This window comes from Dactylosporangium sp. NPDC051087 (assembly GCF_055586325.1).
In genome coordinates this window covers 67142-85897 of record NZ_JBVJIJ010000015.1, presented here as the reverse complement: position 1 = coordinate 85897, position 18756 = coordinate 67142, and the positions used below count along the sequence as shown (strand labels likewise).

Annotated in this window: 14 protein-coding genes and 1 tRNA gene; 7 read left to right on the top strand and 8 right to left on the bottom strand. The window is 73.6% G+C overall.

Features of this window, described 5'->3' with window-relative positions:
* Positions 1–218: 218 nt before the first annotated feature.
* The 3 genes from ACZ6TV_RS27755 to ACZ6TV_RS27745 all read right to left on the bottom strand — a co-directional run bounded on the left by ACZ6TV_RS27755 (position 219) and on the right by ACZ6TV_RS27745 (position 7396).
* Positions 219–2603 (bottom strand): ATP-binding protein, encoded by a 2385-nt coding sequence (locus ACZ6TV_RS27755; protein ID WP_465300208.1) that lies wholly within the window; start codon positions 2601–2603, stop codon positions 219–221.
* A 258-nt stretch (positions 2604–2861) separates the two neighbouring features.
* A complete protein-coding gene (locus ACZ6TV_RS27750) occupies positions 2862–6047 on the bottom strand; it encodes a hypothetical protein (RefSeq protein WP_465300207.1) in 3186 nt (1061 codons plus the stop codon).
* A complete protein-coding gene (locus tag ACZ6TV_RS27745) occupies positions 6044–7396 on the bottom strand; it encodes a DprA-like winged helix domain-containing protein (RefSeq protein ID WP_465300206.1) in 1353 nt (450 codons plus the stop codon). Before ACZ6TV_RS27745 ends, ACZ6TV_RS27750 begins: the two co-directional genes overlap by 4 nt.
* Before the next feature lie 66 nt (positions 7397–7462).
* Here ACZ6TV_RS27745 and ACZ6TV_RS27740 point away from each other — a divergent pair.
* Positions 7463–7537 (top strand) — tRNA-Arg (locus tag ACZ6TV_RS27740).
* Positions 7538–7564: 27 nt separating this feature from the next.
* On the top strand, positions 7565–9112 hold the full coding sequence (locus tag ACZ6TV_RS27735) for an ankyrin repeat domain-containing protein (protein WP_465300205.1): 1548 nt from the start codon (positions 7565–7567) through the stop codon (positions 9110–9112).
* A gap of 6 nt (positions 9113–9118) precedes the next feature.
* Here the strand turns inward: ACZ6TV_RS27735 and ACZ6TV_RS27730 are convergent, their stop codons facing one another.
* The 4 genes from ACZ6TV_RS27730 to ACZ6TV_RS27715 form a co-directional block, all read right to left on the bottom strand.
* Complete coding sequence (locus ACZ6TV_RS27730; RefSeq protein ID WP_465300204.1) at positions 9119–9478, bottom strand: hypothetical protein; 360 nt, start codon at positions 9476–9478, stop codon at positions 9119–9121.
* Between the two features lie 34 nt (positions 9479–9512).
* Positions 9513–9992: a hemerythrin domain-containing protein gene (locus ACZ6TV_RS27725; protein WP_465300203.1), complete on the bottom strand. Its 480-nt coding sequence runs from the start codon at positions 9990–9992 to the stop codon at positions 9513–9515.
* 96 nt (positions 9993–10088) lie between these two features.
* Positions 10089–11273, bottom strand: coding sequence for an NAD(P)-binding domain-containing protein (locus ACZ6TV_RS27720; protein WP_465300202.1), 1185 nt, complete (start codon positions 11271–11273; stop codon positions 10089–10091).
* Position 11274: 1 nt separating this feature from the next.
* Positions 11275–11823 carry an OsmC family protein gene (locus tag ACZ6TV_RS27715; protein WP_465300201.1) on the bottom strand — a complete coding sequence of 183 codons (549 nt, stop codon included), beginning with the start codon at positions 11821–11823 and terminating at the stop codon, positions 11275–11277.
* Between the two features lie 95 nt (positions 11824–11918).
* Here ACZ6TV_RS27715 and metX point away from each other — a divergent pair, with 95 nt between their 5' ends.
* Genes metX through ACZ6TV_RS27700 form a run of 3 tightly spaced genes read left to right on the top strand, consistent with a single transcriptional unit; the run spans position 11919 to position 14907 of the window.
* Positions 11919–13121, top strand: coding sequence for a homoserine O-acetyltransferase MetX (metX, locus tag ACZ6TV_RS27710; protein ID WP_465300200.1), 1203 nt, complete (start codon positions 11919–11921; stop codon positions 13119–13121).
* Entirely contained in the window at positions 13118–14434 is a 1317-nt protein-coding gene (locus ACZ6TV_RS27705; protein WP_465300199.1) for an O-acetylhomoserine aminocarboxypropyltransferase/cysteine synthase family protein, read from the top strand. Before metX ends, ACZ6TV_RS27705 begins: the two co-directional genes overlap by 4 nt.
* Entirely contained in the window at positions 14434–14907 is a 474-nt protein-coding gene (locus ACZ6TV_RS27700) for a CoA-binding protein (protein ID WP_465300198.1), read from the top strand. The genes ACZ6TV_RS27705 and ACZ6TV_RS27700 overlap by 1 nt, the downstream gene beginning before the upstream one ends.
* A gap of 3 nt (positions 14908–14910) precedes the next feature.
* On the opposite strand, the gene ACZ6TV_RS27695 is transcribed toward ACZ6TV_RS27700, so the two are convergent.
* Positions 14911–15177, bottom strand: coding sequence for a hypothetical protein (locus tag ACZ6TV_RS27695; protein WP_465300197.1), 267 nt, complete (start codon positions 15175–15177; stop codon positions 14911–14913).
* A 120-nt stretch (positions 15178–15297) separates the two neighbouring features.
* On the opposite strand from ACZ6TV_RS27695, the gene ACZ6TV_RS27690 reads away from it, so the two are divergent.
* Positions 15298–15999 (top strand): ABC transporter permease, encoded by a 702-nt coding sequence (locus ACZ6TV_RS27690; RefSeq protein ID WP_465300196.1) that lies wholly within the window; start codon positions 15298–15300, stop codon positions 15997–15999.
* Positions 15992–18733 carry a dipeptide ABC transporter ATP-binding protein gene (locus tag ACZ6TV_RS27685; RefSeq protein WP_465300195.1) on the top strand — a complete coding sequence of 914 codons (2742 nt, stop codon included), beginning with the start codon at positions 15992–15994 and terminating at the stop codon, positions 18731–18733. Before ACZ6TV_RS27690 ends, ACZ6TV_RS27685 begins: the two co-directional genes overlap by 8 nt.
* Positions 18734–18756 lie beyond the last annotated feature (23 nt).

Sequence of the window (18756 nt, the reverse complement as noted above, 5' to 3'; positions counted from 1 at the left end):
AGCCGAGCGTTCATTCCTGACCGGCTGTGACAACCGAGGCGTCGACATGTGACCGGCTGCCGACCGTCTGCATCGTCGTGATGCCGCGGCTGCGGACCTCATGCCGTGGCTGCGGACGTCATGCCGTGGCTGCGGACGTCATGCCGGGGCGGGCGAGGCGTGGACTGGTCCGGGTCTGCTTCAGGTCTGCGGCGGCGGGCCAGGCAGGCACCCTCCTGTCAGCCGCCGGGCGGGCGGGGGTTGAGGCGGGCGCGGAGGGTGTCGGCCTCGGGCATGCCGAGGTCGGTGAACAAGGCGACCGCCTGGTCGTGGTGGGCTCGGGCGCGGGCGGGGTCGTGCATGGCCTCGTGGGTGTCGCCGAGGCCGAGGTGAGCGCGGGCCTGCTGGTCGCGGGCGTCGACGATGGTCGCGGCGGCGAGGGCGGCGGTGTGGTGGGCGAGGGCGGCCGCCGGGTCGCCGAGCGTCAGCGCCGCCTCGCCGAGACCGTTGCGCGCCCACGCCTCGCCGAGCCGGTCGCGGCCGTCGAGGAACAGCGCCAGGGCCTGCCGGTGATGCTCGGCGGCCTCGTCCGTCCTGCCCAGCCGGTGCGCGACGATGCCCAGGTCGGTCAGGGCGGCGGCCACGCCCAGCGGGCTGCCGAGCTCCTCGAAGGCCAGCAGCGCCTGCCGCTGGTGCTCCTCGGCGGGACCGTAGGCGCCCATCCGCTCCTCGACCAGCCCGAGCGCGTTGAGCGTGCGGGCCTCGCCGGTGCGGTCGCCGAGCTGCCGGAACAGTCGCAGTGCGTGCTCGAGGCGGCCGGCGGCGGGGGCGAGGCGGCTGAGACCGGCGTCGAGGAGGCCGTGGTTGACGGTGGCGCGGGCCTCGCCGGCCGGGTCGCCGAGCTCCGCGAACAACGCCGCCGCCCGCTCCAGGTGCGCGGCGGCGGGCGTGGTGCTGCCGTGCCGCAGCAGCGCAGCGCCGAGCGCGGTGCGGGTCTCGGCCTCGGCGACCGGGTCGGCGATGGCCAGGGCCGCGTCGAGGGCGTGGCCGTGGACGGCGACCGCGTCGGACGGCTGCCCCGCCGCGAGAAACCGCAACAGGATCCACGACAGGTGCACCGCGTGCTCCGGCCAGCCGCCGGTGGCCGTCTCGGCGACGACCGCGAGCAACGCGGCCCGCTCGGCGTCGAGCCAGGCACCGGCCGCGGCGCGGTCGGTCAGGTCCGGCGACGGCGTCGCGGCGGCCGGCACGGGACGGTGGTCGGCGGGGAACAGCGCGTCCCTGGCGGCCGCGGCGGTCGCGCGGTAGTAGTCGAACATGCGCTCCCGGGGGCCGGTCGCCGGTCGCTCGACGCGCTCGGCCGCATATGCCCGCAGCAGGTCGTGCATGCCGAACCGGCCGGGACCGGTGCGGTGCACCAGGTGCGCACGGGCGAGCAGCTCCAGCGTCCCGCGGGCCTGCACCGGGCTGTCGCCGGTCAGGCTCGCGACCGCGTGCGCGTCGACGTCCGGACCCGGGTGCAGGCCCAGCAGGCAGAACGTGCGCGCGGCGTCCGGCGGCAGGTGCTGGATCGACCACGACAGCACTGCCGGCACCGACGCCCTGGGGTCCTCGCCCGCGGCGAGCGCGGCGAGGCGCCGCCGCTGGTCGCGCAGCTCGTCGACGAGGTCGTCCAGTGCCGTGTCGGGCCGAGCCGCGATGAGCTCGGCGGCGACCCGCAACGCCAGCGGCAGCCGCGCGCACTGCTCGGCGAGGGTGGCGACGGCGGTGGGCGCCGACCTGGCCCGCGGCCCGATCAGCCGCCGCAGCAGGGCGTGCGCGTCGCCGGGCGACAGCAGGTCGACCTCGACCCGCTGGGCGCCGTCGACGGCGACGAGGCCGGGAAGCGTGTCGCGGCTCGTGACCAGGAGGGTGCTGGACGCCGTGCCGGGCAGCAGCGGCCGGACCTGCTCGGTCGACGCCGCGTTGTCCAGCAGGACCAGCACCCGGCGGTCGGCCAGCTCGGTGCGGAAGCGGGCCGCCCGGTCGTCGACGTCGACCGGCACGTCCTCCGCGGGCACGCCGAGCGCGGTCAGGAACCGGGCGAGCACGTCATCGGCCGTCATCGGCCGGGCAGGGTCATAACCGCGGAGGTTGACGTGCAGCTGCCCGTCGGGGAACCGGTCCCGGACGTGATGCGCCCAGCGGACGGCGAGCGCCGTCTTGCCGACCCCCGCCGGCCCGGTGACGACGGCGACGAACACCGCGGTCGGCTGGTCCGCGGCGGCCGCGGCCATCGCGTCGAGCTCCGCCAGCTGGGCTTGACGCCCCGTGAACGTGGACACGTCCGGCGGCAGCTGCGCCGGCACCCGCCCGGCCGCGCGGGTGCTCCCGGTGCTCCCGGTGGTCACCCCGGCCGCGCACCGGTGGAACTCGTCGGCGTCGGCACCGGTGAGCCCGAACACCAGAGCGAGCAGCCGCACCGTCGGCGGGCGCGGCACCGCGACCCGGCCGCTCTCCAGCTTGACGATGCTGCGGGTGCTCAGCCCCGCCTTCGTGGCCAGCTCCTCCTGCGTGAGGCCGAGCCGCCGCCGGTGGGCGCGCACGAGCGCACCGAACGCCTTGGAGCCATCGACCTCGACCATCGCCGCCCCTCACACCCGTGTTGCTGCAGGCAACGCTACGCCCTCGGCACGACAAGTTCCGATGAAGTGCCGGTCAACGTCCTGGAGCTGCGCTGCCGCGTCCGGCACGATGAAATGACCAGGCCGGCACCGGTGGCACGAGGGCACCGGTGCCGGCGCAAGACATTTCCGGACGTCCGCGCCGGACCCTGAACCCCGCGCTGACAGGGGCCCATGAGCCGCGCCAGGTCCCGGCGCGGGCGCCCGCTGGGGTGGAGGTCAGCCAGGGTCCAGGGTCCGGCGCAGACGCTTCGCTTCGACGACGAGCCGGGTCGAGCCCTTCCTCGCGGCCAGCTCGGCCAGGCCCGGCACCTCACCCCGCGACCCGGACGCCGCCGCCGCGGTCGAGGCGAGCGTCAACAGGTCAGGAAGACCCCGGGGCGTGACGTGCGCCTTACCGTCGGTGCCGTCCTTCGCCGCGCCCGCCGAACCCCCGGAGACACCCCCGGAAAGGCCCCCGCCCGCCGCGGCCCTGGCAATCCGGGCGGCGACGCGGGTCATGGGACCGGCGAGCGTGCTCATAGGACCGGCCGGGGTGGTCGCGGGCCCGGCAGGGGTGGTCGCGGGCCCGGCAGGGGTGGTCGCGGGCCCGGCCGCGGATTTGGCGTGTTCTGCCGGTAGCAGCCCACCGAGCGCACCCGCCGCCACCTGCCAGGTCAACGCCGGGGCGATCCGAGCCGCGTCCTCGAGCTGCGTGACGACGCGGCTCAGCACGATCAGCTTCGTGCTGACCATGCGGGCGAGCTGAGCACCGAGTGCCCGACCGTCAAAGCCACCGGCCCCGCCCTCGTCGGAAGCCCCGCTCTCGTCTGGAGCGCTGCCCTCGTCTGGAGCGCCGAGGCCGCCGTGGGACGCAACAGCACACGCCGGGGTGGTCAAGCCGGCGACGTCCAGAGCGGCGACGTCCAGAGCGGTGGGGGAGTCGCCGACGCCGGAGACGGCGGAACCGGAACTGACCGGGACACCGGCGCCAGCCGTGCCAACCGACACGCCGGTGTGAGCGGTGCTGACCGAGACACCGGTCTGAGCGGGGCTGACCGAGACACCGGTCTGAGCGGTGCCAACCGGGACGCTCGTGTGCGCAATGCCAACCGAGATGCTGGTGTGAGCCGGGCTGACCGAGACGCTGGGGTGAGCGGGAGCTGGTGCCGGTGGCAGGGCGGCGAGGGCCATCAGCGCGTCGAGGGCGGCGATGCGTTCGTCGGGCTGGGAGGCGGCCAGGCCATACGCGACGGCGGTGAGGGTCGCGGGCCCGACCGGTCCGGTGACCTCGGCGAGCAGCGGCAGGAGGCGGGCGTCGCCGCGGCTGCTGTCGAGGTCGGCGGAGCCGGCGATGAGCGGCAGCAGGCACGCGGCGACGACCTCCCGCTGCGTCGGCAGCACCGCCGGCCACAGGGCGGCCCAGCTGCGCGACTCGTGGTCGGCGTTGACGACCGCGGGTGGGGTGAGCTCGGTCAGCCAATAGGGGTCGAGGCCGGACCGGGCGGGGGTCGAGGCGGCGTAGAAGCGGGACTCGGGGAGCCAGTCGAGGTAGCGGCCGCGCTCGGAACGCTGGCGGTGGACGCGGACCACGCGGACGTCGGGGGTGCCGACCCCGCCGGCCTCGAGCCAGTCGACCAGGGTCAGGCCCGCTTCGGACCGCAGGGTGCGGGCCTGCCGCAGGGTGGCGGGGTCGACGTCGGCGGGCAGGCGATACAGCGCCTGGCGCAGGTCGCGCTTCCAGGGCTGCCAGCCTTCCCGCTCGGCGCGGGCGAGGCGCTCGACCAGGGCGGCCGGGTCGAGCAGCCCGTTGACCTGGGTGGGGGTCGCGACGAGGGCGGGGACCGGCTCGGTCGACAGGCGCACGACGATCTCGGCGATGCGGAGCATCAGGACGCCGTGCAGCTTCGCATAGGAATTGCCGAGCTTCGCGTCGGCGGGTGTGCCGCGCAGCACGCGGGTCGCGCCGTCGAGGAGGAACGGCAGGCCCGCGGCCTTGTTGAGGGCGGCGGTGAGCAGCGAGCCCGCGTGCCGGTGCGTGTCGCCCGCCCACCAGGTGTTGCCGATGCGGTTGCCGGTGCGCTGCATCACCGGGGCGATCGCGGCGCGCAGCCCGACGGGGTCGGCGGCGTGCATGCGGACGAGCGCGGCGAGGACCCGCTCGAACGGCACCGTCTCCCAGTCGGACTGGTCGAGGACGGCGATCTCCTCCGCCAGCTCGTCGGGCGACGCGATCGGGTCGGGCATGTCGGCGACCGCGACGGCGGTCAGCAGGTCGGGCACCGGAGTGGACACCTGCACGCCGGCGGAGGACTCGGGTGTGCCGTGCTTGGCGAGGAACGCCGCCGCCCGGTCGCGGGACTGCACGTCGGGGTGGTCGGTGGCGACGGCGACGACCTCGGCGATCTCGGCGGCGCGGGCCGGGACCCGCTTCGCGAGCTTCTCCAGCCAGATCAGCTGGGCCTTGACGAGCCCCTTCTCGCTGCGGGTGAGGACGGTGCGGGACGCGTCGAGCAGCGACTCCAGCTCCAGGGTGCCGGCAGTGTCGGCGGTCTTCAGCACCTTCTGCGCCATCGTCGCCACCGATCCGGCGGCGTCGGTGAGGAGCTTCAGGTAGATGGTGGCGCGCTCGGCGATCTCGGAATCGGTCGGTGCGAGCGCGTCGTGGAAGCGGACGAACGCATGCAGGACCGCGGTGGGGCGGCTGCCGAGCAGGGCGTCCAGGCAGCGGTCGAGGGCGTCGGCGCGGGGGAACCGGCCCTCCACGGTGAGCGCGGCGACGGCCAGCAGGATGTCCGGCGAGGTCTGCCACTTCCCGGTCGCCTGGTCATACGCGCCGCCGAGGGCGGCGATCCCGTCGCGCTCGAACGCCACCGGCAGCAGCGTGTCGGTGAACGGGCTGTCCCGCATCGCGTCGAGCACCGCCTTGTCCCGCCGCGACGCCTGCACCGACAGCAGCCATCCGTCGACGAACCGGTCGCCGGTCGGCGCCGGCACCCCGGCGGCCAGGAGCAGGTCGGAGGCGAAGCGCCACGGGAAGAGCCCCGCGTCGCGCGGCAGCTTGTCGGCCATGCGGGTGGCGAGCTCACCGAGCCAGGGCACGCCGCGGTCGGCGGCGGCGCGCAGCACGGGCTGGGTGCGGATCGACGACCACGGCCAGCCGTGCCGGGTGATCACGGTGACGGCCTTCGCCGCGGTCGAGGCGCACCCGACGGCGGCGACCGCATATGCGGTGGCCTGCTGCTCGTTGAACCAGGTGCCGGCGTCGCGGCGCAGCGCGGCGAGCTCCTTGCCGAGCTCCGCCCGCTGCGGCTCGTCGAGGTCGCGCAGCGCGTCGACGGTGGCGGCGAAGCTGCCCTTCTGCAGCATGCTCTGCAGGGCCGGCCAGTCGATCGGGCCGGAGCGGCGCGGGCCGAACAGGCTCACCGGGCCACCGCCGGGGCGGCGGCGCGGGCCAGGTCGGTGGCGAGGGCGTGCTTGCACGGGCCGCGGCCGCCGCGATACTTCGCCCACCACGGGCACGTGCAGTGCAGGGCGCCGTCCGCGGCACGGACCCGATAGACCTCGTCGCCGCTGCGCACGGTCGCCCCGGTCTCGTCGAGCGTCACGGCGCCGGTCTCCAGGAGTGCCCGGGCGCCGACCAGCCGCGGGTTGTGCCGCTCGGCGCGCTGCGCGTCATAGGGCAGGACCCGGTGGAAATAGGCGGCCTCGGACACGTCGAAACCGACCTGCCCGGCGGTGCCGAGCTGGGTGAGCGCCGCCCGGACCCGGGCCGCCGGCATCGCGGCCTGCTCGGCGAGGGCGTCGACGTCGACGGTCGGGTCCCAGGCGAGCAGCGTGCCGATCAGCTCGGCGTCGTCGGTGACGTCGTCGCCGGCGAGCGCGGCGAGGACGGCGCCCTCGCCGGAGAAGCCGCGGCTCGGCTGCGGGGACAGGGTCAGCGACAGGCGCAGCTCGCCGGTGTCCAGCTCCCACGTGCTCGACACCGGGCCGCTGCCGGCGGTGACGGGCGGGCCATAGACCCGCAGGTGCTTGGCGAAGCGCAGGACCGGCCGCAGTGCTGCGAGCCGGCCCGGGCCGGGCAGGCACACCGCGCCGGGCACCGGGCGGGACGTGAGCCGCAGCGACCGCCCGGCCGGGACCGCCCACAGCACCGAGCGGTCGCCGCCGGCCGGCAGCCGGCGCAGGAACGCGGTCGCGTCGGCCGCGGACAGCTCCGCCCGCGGGTCGAACGCGGACGCGATCACCTGCACCTCGGCGAACCCGCGCAGCCAGCGGGACGGCAGTGGCACCTTCTTCTCCACGACGGCACCCTCCATCGTGGACACCGTCAGGTCGTCGGGGCCGACGCTGACGTGCAGCGGGTCGGCGCCGACGAGCCGCTGCAACGCCTGCCGCAGCGGCGTGTTGACGTCGACGTTGGTGGTGCCGTGGTCGACGATGTCACCGTCGAGGCCGGCGGGCAGCACGTCGAGGCGGGCATAGACGCCGCAGCAGCCGGAGAACGACTCGAACCGCAGCCTGTCGCGGCTGCCGGTGACGACCGGGTCCAGGCTCGCCGGGCTCAGCGGCTGGAAATACCGGGTGCGGGCCACCTCGGCCACCGCGAGCAGCCCGGCCGCCGCCGCGGCGGGCGTGGTCAGGAACCCGGTGAAGAACCGTGGATTGGCGGTGGCGGCGCGCTGCGCCACACCACCGGCGGTCTGCAGCCGCAGCCCGTCGTCGAGGAGCGCCGACGGGGCCAGATAGCTCAGCGACTGCACGGTGTTCGTCATGCCCGAGAAGGTAGCCGCCGGGTACGACATTTTTCCGGGACCGCCCGTGGACTACGCTCGCGGGCGGCAGGTCGTAGTGCAGAGGTCGTCACACCACCTTGCGAAGATGGAAGACGCCGGTTCGAATCCGGTCGGCCTGCCGCTCATCCCGTGGGGACGGAGGGTGGAGTGCGTCCTGACCTGCCGCAGTGGCGCCGGATCCGGGCCGAGTCGCCGCCCCGCTCCGATGTCGACGCGGCGGCCGTGCTGCGGGCCGCCGGTGACTGGCGCGGCGCCGCCGCCCTCGCGCGGTGCGACGTCGACGTCAGCTACGACCCGGCCAGGTTCGACGCCGCGGCGGTCGCCGCGCTGGAGGACGACCTGCGGCACCTGAGCCTGGACCTGCTGCGGTGGCACCTGCCGCGGCACCGCGGCGGGATGAGCACGCTGCAGCCGATGGTGAGCGCCGTCCTCGCGCCCAGGGCCGGTGCGGACAGGGCGCCGCTGCTGAAGGTACGCCTGCCGAAGTCGCCGACCGGTCCGCAGCGCCTGCGGCTGACCGTCGCCACCCTGGACGAGCTGGAGCACGAGCGCTGGTATGTCGCGCCCCGCCACACCTGGGACGTCCGGGAGTCCGCAGGTGTCCGGGCGGCGTGGGGCGGCTCCGCGCACCGGATGCCGTTCCTGGATCCGGAGCGCTTCGGCGTCGGCGGCGACGAGGCCGCCGCCACGGAAAGGACCTGGCGGCTCCTGGTCGAGGGCGACCTGGTCGGTGCCTGGAAGGCCTGCGGCATCGACGTGTCCGGGGTCGAGACCGAGGCGCTGCAACGGCCTTCGGCGCCGCCGACGCTCCCGGCCGGGGTCGCGGAGGAGGCCCGGGCCGCCGCGGCCGCGTTCGGCGTGGACCAGGTCGCGACCCTGTACGGCGCGTCGCTGACCCTGAGTGTCCACACGATGACCGCGGAGGCGCTGGACGTCAGCGAATACCTGGAGGTCCAGACGCGGATCCTGACCGGGTCCGTCCCGCCGGACCTCGCCCTCATCGCGGCCGACCCGCAGCACGCCGACGCCCTGCACCCCCTCGTCCACCAGGCCCTGTTCCCAGGATCGATGGCCGATCACGGCCAGGCCGCGAAACAGACCGTGCGGCACCCGCCGGGCCGGCAGACCCAGGTCCGCTGCCAGGGCGTCTGGCACAAGGTCGGCGTCACCGGCGGCCGATTGAGCCTGCCCGACCACGACGAGGAGGAGCAGCTGCGCGAGCGGGCGCTGCGGTCTCTCGGCGGCACCAGCTCCGGCTGCTACGCGGTGCAGGAGACGTGGACCACCGGCGCCGGCCGCCTGCCGCACGAGCTGGCCGGGCAGTGCCGGCTGGTCAAGCACCGCATGCAGCACGGCGACACCGACTGGCTGCTCGACGGCCTCGACCGCGGCGTGATCGACCCCCACATGCGCGACGCCAACGGCTGGTCGCTGCTGCACCTGACGATGTGGGTCGACTTCGAGCGGGTCCTGCCCGTCCTCCTCGCCGCGGGCGTGCCGGTCGACGCCCGGGACCGGATCGGCCGGACGCCGCTCTACCTCGCGGTGATGAACGGCGGTCCGCCCGGCCTGATGCGCCGCCTGCTCGCCGAGGGCGCCGACCCGCGGGCCGAGACGGTCCACGGGTCCTGGCCGGCGTACGTCGCGCGCTCGCGCCAGTACTGGCAGGACCTCACCTTTCTTTTCGAACAATGACGCAGGTCAGATCGCCATGTGCAGATAGCCGAGCAGCACGATCAGCAGCGGGCCGACGACCGCCGCGACCGTGCCCGTGACGGCGGCGGGCCACGTCCACCCCGAGGTGAGCCGCAGCACGACCCACGACACGACCAGGCACGTGGCCAGCAGCACCGTGCTGACCAGGACGATCACCACGGCCAGCGGCCCGTCGGAGCCGCCGCACTCCATGGCGTTGCCCCGGCACGGCGTGACGAACTCCGGATATGACAGGTTGCTGAAATACCACGCCACCAGCGCGATCAGCGCCACCACATATGCGGCATACCACCACAGCATGACCTTGCGGCCAGCCTTGTACCGCGCCCCCGCGCCAAGATCCATGACGGTCACGGTACCCGCGGCCTTCCGGCGGCTGTCAACGGCCGAAGACCTGGGCGGACCAGCCGGCGGAGGGGACACCGGTGTCGAGGGCGGCGCTGATCGCGCGTTCCTCGAACGCGAAGTGCGACTCGATGATCGCGGCGAGCCCGTCGAGCTCGGCGCTGATCGCGTCGAGGGCCTCGCCCCGCGCGCCGGAGGCGGACGCGGCGAGGTCGGTGACGCGGGACAGGATCCAGGAGATCATCCCGTGGTCCTCGACGAGCTTGGCGATCGTGCCCTCGAGGTCGGGGCGCAGCCGCAGCAGCTCGGCGAACATGCCGGTGTCCTCGCCCTCGTGGTGCCTGGTCACCGCGGCGCAGAAGGCGAGGCAGTGGGTCGTGAGCGCGCCGGCGTCGTCGGGGCGGCGGCGGCCGAGGTCGGACTTGAGAGTGGTGAGCTGCCGGCGCAGGTCCTGATGTGCCTGGGCGAGCTGCCGGCTGAGCGCGACCGCCCGGTCGCTGTGCTGGGTTGCCACGGAGATGGCGGCCCTTCGGTCCCGCACCTCCATGCCTGACGCAGACCGTCACCGGCACGCGATGCTGCCCTTATCCGATCACAACCCGGGCGGATGTCAACCGGCGAGATAACCGGCCAGGTGGTCGACGATGTCGCGGGCGTCGTCCTCGATGCCGTGGATGAACGTCGACTTGCGGCGGCGCAGCACCGGCAGGCCCAGTGCGTACAGGCCCGGGCTGGCGAGGACGCCGCCGTCGTGCTCCAGGTGTCCTTTGGCCGAGACGACGGGCACGTCGAGCCAGTCGTACACCGGCCGGAACCCGGTCGCCCAGACGACGCTGCGGATCTCGCCGGAGGAGAGGTCGAGCTGCAGCCGCGAGGAGGCCGGGACCCGCGTCGGGGTGACCGGGGAACCCCCGTCGAAGGTCTCCAGGAGGCGCTGCAGCTTCAGGTCGGCGAGCGCGAACACGTTGCGCAGCCCGCCGGAGAACAGCGCCCGGCCGTCGCGGACCGCGGCCCACCGGCCGACCAGCTGCACGCCGAGGTCGCTGAGCGTGTTGAGGTCGAGCGTCGACGGCGTCCCGGCCAGCTGCGGCGCAGGCAGCCGCCGCGCGCGGGTGAGGTCGTCGATCTCGTCGTAGCGCTGGTCCCAGATGCCGGACGTCTCCATCCACCAGAGGATGTCCTTGTCCCGGTACGTGCGGGGCAACCGCGTGTGCTCCCCGACGGACAGCGTCACCGGCCGCCCGGACCGCTGCAGCTCGGCGGCGAGCTGCACGCCGGTCGCCGACGCCCCGACGACCAGGACGCCGCCCTCGGGCAGCTTCGCCGGATCCCGGTAGTCGAACGGCGTGAACTGCTCGACGGACGACGGCAGCGCCGAGGCGAACGCGGGCACCACCGGCCGGTTGCAGGCGCCGCTGGCGATCACCACGGTCCGGCACCGGAATGGCCCGTCGCTGGTGGAAACCAGATAACCCTCGTCGACCCGCCGGACCGAGGTCACGGCGCACGACGTGCGGACGGGTGCGGCGGTGACGGCGGCGAAGCGTTCGATGAACTCGACCACTTCGCCCATCGTCATGTACCCGTCGGGGTCATCTCCCTCGTAGCGGTGCCCGGGCAGGCGGGACTGCCAGTTGGGGGTGAGCAGCCGCAGGGAGTCCCACCGCTCGCGGCGCCACGAGTTGGCGACCTCACCGCGCTCCAGCACGACGTGGTCGATCGACCGCGCGCTCAGGAAGTGGCTCGCGGCGAGGCCGGCGTGCCCGGCGCCGATGACGACGGTGGTGACGTCCAAGTCAGGCCACTTCGACCGTGACGTCGGTGGGGTTGGTGAGCGCGTCGAAGACCGCGGAGCGCTTCTGCGACTGGGCGACGAGCGCCTCGATGTCCGCCTTCGACGCGTCGGCGTCGATGGTGAAGGTCACCTTGATGTCGTTGAAGCCGTTGCGGACGTCGGCGTCGGCGCCGAGGATGCCGCGGATGTCGTGCTTGCCCTCGACGACCGCGTCGACGGAGCGCAGCTGGATGCCGCGGTTCTGCGCGACGGACGCCACCCCGGCGGTGAGGCAGCCGGCGAGGCCGACGAGCAGGTATTCGATCGGGGTGATGCCGTTGTCCTCGGCGGCGAAGACGGCCGGGTGGTCGGCGTCGAACACCGACTCGGTCTTGTGGCTCTGCTCCTGGCCGAGGCCGTAGAACTGCTGGACGCGCGTGGTGCTGTGCACGCCGTGGTCCCACTTGGACGTGGCGCGCCAGGTGAACTGCGCGGCCTCCGGTGCGCTCTGCAGCGCGGTGCGCGCCTCGAGCAGCGCCTGCACGTTGACGCCGTTCTCAACCGTGGTCATGAAGGTGACGCCCCTCTCAAACAGCAAACAGCCATAATCCCCATCGGGATGGTTGACAGTACATCGGCTTCCTGGCGACGGCTATGATCGCCATCATGAGTTCAGCCTCGACCCGCGCGGCCGGCTCGGTCGGCGTCGTCGAGACACAGTACGCCGACCTGCCGTCGCCGGTCCCGCTCGACTGCGGCCGGGAGCTGCTGGTCCGTGTCGCATATGAGACTTACGGCCGGCTGTCCGACGCCCGGGACAACGTGATCCTCGTCTGCCACGCGCTCAGCGGCGACGCGCATGCGGCCGGCCGGTCGGCGAAGCCGGGGGAGAGCACCCGCGACGGGTTCGGCGCCGAGGACCGTGACGGCTCCGCCGGCAAGGGTCTCGGCTGGTGGGACGGAATGATCGGGCCGGGCAAGGCGTTCGACACGGACCGTTACTTCGTGGTGTCGACCAACCTGCTCGGCGGCTGCGGCGGCACCACCGGCCCGTCGTCGCCCGACCCCGCGACCGGCCGGCCGTATGGCGCGGACTTCCCCGTGATCACCGTCGCTGACATGGTACGGACCGAGCGGGCGCTGCTCGACGTGCTCGGCATCGAGCGTCTGGCCGCCGTCGCCGGTGGCTCGCTCGGCGGGATGCAGGCCCTGCAGTGGGCGGTGTCGTATCCGGACCAGGTCGACGCGATCGTGGTGATCGCCAGCACGCACGCGCTGCACCCGCAGGGCCTGTCGTGGAATGCGATCGCCCGCGACTCGATCATGCGGGACCCCGACTGGCAGGACGGCCACTACTACGGCACCGGCCGGCGACCCGACGCCGGGATGGGCGTGGCCCGGATGGTCGGGCACGTCACCTACCTGTCGGCGGCGTCGATGGGCGACAAGTTCGGCCGGCGGCTGCAGTCGTCCGACGACATCCGCTACACGATCACCGACGCCGAGTTCCAGGTGGAGAGCTACCTGCGGCACCAGGCCGAGACGTTCGTGCGCCGGTTCGACGCCAACACCTACCTGTACACGTCGCGCGCCCTGACCTACTTCGACCTGGCCCGCCAGCACGGCGACGGGTCGCTGCGGCAGGCGCTGGAAGGCGTCCGGGCGAAGGTACAGCTGATCGCCTTCACCTCCGACTGGCTGTACCCGCCGGAGGCGTCGCACGAGATCCACGACGCGTTGCTGGCGGCCGGCAAGGCCACCGAGCTGCACGTCATCGACGCGCCGTACGGGCACGACTGCTTCCTGCTGGAGGAAGCCCGGCAGACGCCCCTGATCCGCGCATTTCTGAACCTGGAAGAGGCACCGTGAGCGACACGCCCATCCGGGCCGAGGAGGCCCGCGAGTTCGGCTTCGAGACCCGGCAGCTGCACGCCGGGCAGCGACCCGACCCCAACACGGGCGCGCGGGCCGTGCCGATCTTCCAGACGACCAGCTACGTCTTCGAGGACCCCGAGTCCGCCGCCGCGTACTTCAACCTGCAGGAGTACGGCAACACGTACAGCCGCATCATGAACCCGACCGTCGCGGTGTTCGAGGAGCGGATCGGCAACCTCGAGGGCGGCAGCGGCGCGGTCGCGTTCGCCAGCGGGATCGCGGCACAGGCGGCGGCGCTGTTCACCCTCCTGCAGCCGGGCGACCACGTGGTGTCGTCGTCGGCGTTGTACGGCGGCACCGTGAACCAGTTCAAGCACCTGCTGCGCAAGATGAGCGTCGAGGTGACCTGGGTCGACCCGGACGACACCGACGCGTGGGCGAATGCCGTCCGCGACAACACGAAGGCGTTCTTCGGCGAGACGATCGGCAACCCGTCCGGCAACGTCCTGGACATCGAGACCCTGGCCCGGATCGCGCACGAGCACGACCTGCCGCTGATCGTCGACAACACGTTCGCCACGCCCTACCTGTGCCGCCCGATCGAGTGGGGCGCCGACATCGTCATCCACTCGGCGACGAAGTTCATCGGCGGGCACGGCACCAGCATCGGCGGCGTCGTCGTGGAGGCCGGCACGTTCAACTGGTCCAACGGGCGCTTCCCGGTGATCGCGGACCCGTCGCCGGCCTATCACGGGCTGCAGTTCCACGAGACGTTCGGCACGTACGGGTATCTGATGAAGCTCCGCGCGGAGACACTGCGCGACCTCGGCGCGGCGCTGTCGCCGTTCAACGCGTTCCTGTTCCTGCAGGGCCTGGAGACGCTGTCGCTGCGGATGGACCGGCACGTCGCCAACGCGCTGCGGGTCGCGCGGTTCCTGGAGTCGCACGAGCTCGCCACCAACGTCACCTACCCGGGGCTGCCGGGCAGCCGATACCGTCCGCTGGTGGACAAGTACCTGCCGCTCGGCGCGGGCGCGGTGTTCTCCTTCGAGTGCGCCGGCGGCCGCGAGGGCGGGCAGGACCTGATCCGCGGCGTGCAGCTGTGGTCGCACCTGGCCAACGTCGGCGACGCGAAGAGCCTCATCATCCACCCGGCGAGCACCACGCACCGCCAGCTCAGCGACGCCGAGCTGGCCGCGGCGGGGGTCGCGCCGGGCACCGTGCGGCTGTCGGTCGGCACCGAGTCGGTCGAGGACCTGATCTGGGACCTCGAGCAGGGATTCGCCAACGTCAAGGCAGGCAGCTGATGGAGCAGTACCAGGACCCGCTGACGATCCAGCGCGTGCTGCACGGCGCGAAGACCATCGCGATCGTCGGGCTGTCCGGCAACGAACTGCGGGCCAGCCACTTCGTCGGCTACTACCTCAAGCGGCACGGCTACACCGTCATCCCGGTCAACCCGCGTGAGCCGCGGATCCTGGGCGAGACGAGCTACCCGAGCCTGACCGACGTGCCGTTGCCGGTGGACATCGTCAACGTGTTCCGCGCGCCGGACGCGCTGCCGGGCATCGCCCGGGACGCGGTCGCGATCGGGGCGAGGACGCTGTGGACCCAGTTCGGCGTGATCAACGCCGAGGGCGCGCAGATCGCCGTGGACGGCGGACTGACCGTGATCATGGACAGGTGCCTGAAGGTCGAGCACGCCCGGTACGTGGGCCGCATGCACTGGCTCGGCTTCAACACCCAACGGATCACCGCCGTCCGCGGCGGCCTGCAGTAGGGTCTACGAGGTCCAGCCGACGTCCACGTACTGGCGGTCGCCGCGCAGGCCGAAGGCGCCGAAGTTGGCCAGCCCGGGCCGCACCACGGAGATCTGCGGCGTCTGGAACAGCGGCACCGAGTGCCCGGCCTTCCACAGCAGCACGTCGGCCTGGTTGAGCAGGTCGACCGCCTTGCGCCGGTCGGTCTCCGCGCCCGCCTGGTCGAGCAGCTTGTCGATCTCCGGCGCGCCGACCTTGCCGTAGTTCTGCTCGCCGTCGCCGCGGTACACCGGGAACAGCAGCGACGGGTAGATGTTGTCGACCTGCCGGAAGTACGTGAGGTCGAAGGCGCCCTCGGCGTCAGCATCACCGGCACGTCGGTCAACGCCGAGTTCGGCCGCCGGATCGGGGTGAGCCTGCGGCTGCTCGTGATCGGCACGGTCCTCGGCATCGGCGCGGGGGTCGCCGCCGGCGCGTGGACCGCCGTGCGGCAGTACCGGCTGCCCGACCGCGCGTTCACGCTGGTCGCGTTCCTGCTGCTGGCCATGCCGACGTTCCTCGTCGCGCTGCTGCTGAAGATCGCCGCCCTCGCGCTGGACCAGGCGAGCGGGCGGCAGCTCATCGCGTTCACCGGCGAGTCGACGCCCGGCCTGACCGGCTCGACGCTCACGCTGCTCGCGGACCGGGCCGTGCACCTGCTGCTGCCGACGCTGTCGATCGGGCTGGTCGCGCTCGCCACCTACAGCCGGTACCAGCGCAGCGCCATGCTCGACGTGCTCGGCGCCGACTACCTGCGCACCGCCGAGGCCAAAGGGCTGTCCCGCCGGGCCGCGCTCGTGAAGCACGGGCTGCGCACCGCGCTGATCCCGATGTCGACGTTCTTCTCGTTCGGGTTCCTCGGGGTACTGACCGGCGCCACGTTCACCGAGAAGATCTTCGGCTGGCACGGGATGGGGGAGTGGTTCATCGACTCGGTCAACAACAACGACGTCAACGCGGTCGTCGCGGTCAACCTGTTCGCCGCCGTCACCGTCCTGTTCGCGGGGCTGCTCGCCGACGTGCTGCACGCCGTCCTCGACCCGCGCGTCCGCCTGGGCGGCCGCCGTGGCTGACGCCCTGGCCGCCGAGCTCGTCGACGAGGCGGGGCAGGCGCCGCCGACCCGGCTGCGGGTGGTCGCCGCCCGGTTCCGCCGCGACCGGACCGCGCTCGCCGGCGCCGCGGTGGTGTTGCTGCTGTTCGTGCTCGCGTTCGCCGGGCCGTACCTGACGCACTGGTCCTACGACGACATCGACTACACCGCGCTGCGCACCGGACCGTCGGCGGCGCACTGGTGGGGCACCAACGGCATCGGCCAGGACGTGTACGCGCAGACCGTCCGCGGGCTGCAGAAGTCGCTGCTCATCGGGCTCGCCGTCGCCGTCGTGTCGACCGCCCTCGCGGCCGCCGTCGGCGCGGTCGCGGGCTACGTCGGCGGCTGGACCGAGCGCGGCCTCGTCCTCGTCGTCGACCTCCTGCTGGTCTTCCCGTCCTTCCTCATCATCGCCGTCGTGTCGCCGCGGCTGCGCTCCGGCGGCTGGGTCGCGTTCGTCGGGCTGCTCGCCGTCTTCGGGTGGATGGTGTCCGCCCGGGTCGTACGGTCGCTGACGATCTCGCTGAAGGAGCTCGAGTTCGTGCGGGCGGCCCGCTTCATGGGCGTGTCCGCGCCGCGCGTCATCGTGCGGCACGTCCTGCCGAGCACCGCGTCGTTCCTCATCATCGACGCCACCCTGGCCGTCGGCGCGGCCGTCATGACCGAGACGTCCCTGTCCTATTTCGGGTTCGGCGTCCAGCCGCCGGACGTGTCCCTCGGCACGCTCATCGCCGCCGGTACCGCGTCCGCCGTCACCTACCCGTGGATGTTCTTCTACCCGGCGGGGCTGCTCGTCGTGTTCGTCCTCGCCGTGAACCTGGTCGGCGACGGCCTGCGCGACGCCGTCGACCCACGGTCCCGCCCGCCCCGCCCGCCCCGCCAGTCGCAGTCCCGCCCCGCGCCGGCACCGTCCACATCGGACGACGACGCCGTCCTGACGATCCGCGACCTGCGGGTCAGCTTCGGGGACGCGCCCGCCGTCGACGGCGTCGACCTCACCGTCCACCGTGGACAGGTGCTCGGCGTCGTCGGCGAGTCGGGCTCGGGCAAGTCCGTCACCGTCCTCGCCGCGCTCGGCCTGCTCCCCGCGGCGGCCACGGTCTCCGGCAGCGTCGTGCTCGACGGCACGCAGGTCGTCGGCGCCGCGCCGAAGACGCTGCGCCGGCTGCGCGGCAACGTCGCCTCGGTCGTCTTCCAGGACTCGCTGTCCGCGCTCACCCCCGTCTACCGGGTCGGTGACCAGCTCGCCGAGGCGATCACCGCGCACCGCGACGTGTCCCGTGCCTTCGCCCGGCGCCGCGCCGTCGAGCTGCTGCGCCTCGTCGGCATCCCCTCGCCGCAGCTGCGCGCCCGGTCGTTTCCTGACGAGCTGTCCGGCGGCATGCGGCAGCGGGTGATGATCGCGATGGCGATCGCGAACGACCCCGACCTCATCCTCGCCGACGAGCCGACGACCGCCCTCGACGTGACCGTCCAGGCGCAGATCCTGCGGGTCCTGCGCGACGTGCGCGAGGCCACCGGCGCCGCGCTCGTCCTCGTCAGCCACGACCTGGGCGTGGTCGCAGGGATCGCGGACACGGTCGCGGTGATGCGCGACGGCCGAATCGTCGAGCAGGCACCGGTGCGGCAGCTGTACGAGCGGCCGGGTGACCCGTACACCCGCGGCCTCCTCGACGCGCAACCCCGGCTCGACGCCGCGTCCACACCACGACGGCCACCGCGGGGGACGCCGGTGCTGCGGGTCGAAGGACTGCGCCGCACCTTCGGCGTGCACAGGGGACGGGTCTTCCGCCGCCGGGTCGGCAGCGTCCACGCCGTCGACGGCGTCGACCTCACCGTCCACCCCGGGCAGACGCACGCGCTCGTCGGCGAGTCGGGCAGCGGCAAGTCCACCACCCTCCTGGAGATCCTCGGCCTGCGACCACCCGAGGGCGGCACGATCGAGCTGTTCGGCCGCACCGTCGACGGCGGGCTCACCGCCGCGGACCGGTCCGCGCTGCGCGCCAGGATGCAGCTGGTGTTCCAGGACCCGTTCGCCAGCCTCGACCCGCGGCTGCCCGTCGGCGACGTCATCGCCGAGCCGATGCTCGCCCAGGGGGTCGCGCCCGCCAGGGCCCGCGCCCGGGTCACGGAGGTGCTGCGCCTCGTCGGCCTCGACCCGGCGGTCGCCCGGCGCTTCCCGCACGAGTTCTCCGGCGGGCAGCGGCAGCGGGTCGCGATCGCCCGCGCGATCAGCGTCGCGCCGGACCTGCTCGTCCTCGACGAACCGGTGTCGTCCCTCGACGTGACCGTGCAGGCCGCGATCCTGGACCTGCTCGCCGCGCTGCAGGCCGACCTCGGCCTCGCCTACCTGTTCGTCACCCACGACCTGGCCGTCGTCGCCCGGATCGCGGACGTCGTCAGCGTCATGTACCTCGGCCGCACCGTCGAGACGGGTCCCGTCGGCGACGTGCTCGGCCGGCCGCTGCACCCCTACACGCGGGCGCTGCTGTCCGCCGTGCCGGTGCCGGACCCGGTCGCCGAGCGCGGGCGCGAGCCGATCCTGCTGCCCGGCGACCCGCCCGCGGCGGACGAGCGGCACACCGGCTGCCGGTTCCGGTCCCGCTGCCCGCTCTACGCCACCCTGGAGGCGTCGCTGCGCCCGGTCTGCGAGACGACCGAGCCCGCGCCGGCCGGCGGCGCGCACCGCGCGGCCTGCCACCACACCGGCGGGTGAACGCGGTGCACCGCCCGCCGGTG

Excerpts from the sequence above, each read along its gene's own strand:
- ACZ6TV_RS27755 (WP_465300208.1), bottom strand. The coding sequence starts at position 2,603 with ATGGTCGAGGTCGATGGCTCCAAGGCGTTCGGTGCGCTCGTGCGCGCC.
- ACZ6TV_RS27745 (WP_465300206.1), bottom strand. The coding sequence starts at position 7,396 with ATGACGAACACCGTGCAGTCGCTGAGCTATCTGGCCCCGTCGGCGCTC.
- ACZ6TV_RS27730 (WP_465300204.1), bottom strand. The coding sequence starts at position 9,478 with ATGGATCTTGGCGCGGGGGCGCGGTACAAGGCTGGCCGCAAGGTCATG.
- ACZ6TV_RS27715 (WP_465300201.1), bottom strand. The coding sequence starts at position 11,823 with ATGACCACGGTTGAGAACGGCGTCAACGTGCAGGCGCTGCTCGAGGCG.
- metX (WP_465300200.1), top strand. The coding sequence starts at position 11,919 with ATGAGTTCAGCCTCGACCCGCGCGGCCGGCTCGGTCGGCGTCGTCGAG.
- ACZ6TV_RS27700 (WP_465300198.1), top strand. The coding sequence starts at position 14,434 with ATGGAGCAGTACCAGGACCCGCTGACGATCCAGCGCGTGCTGCACGGC.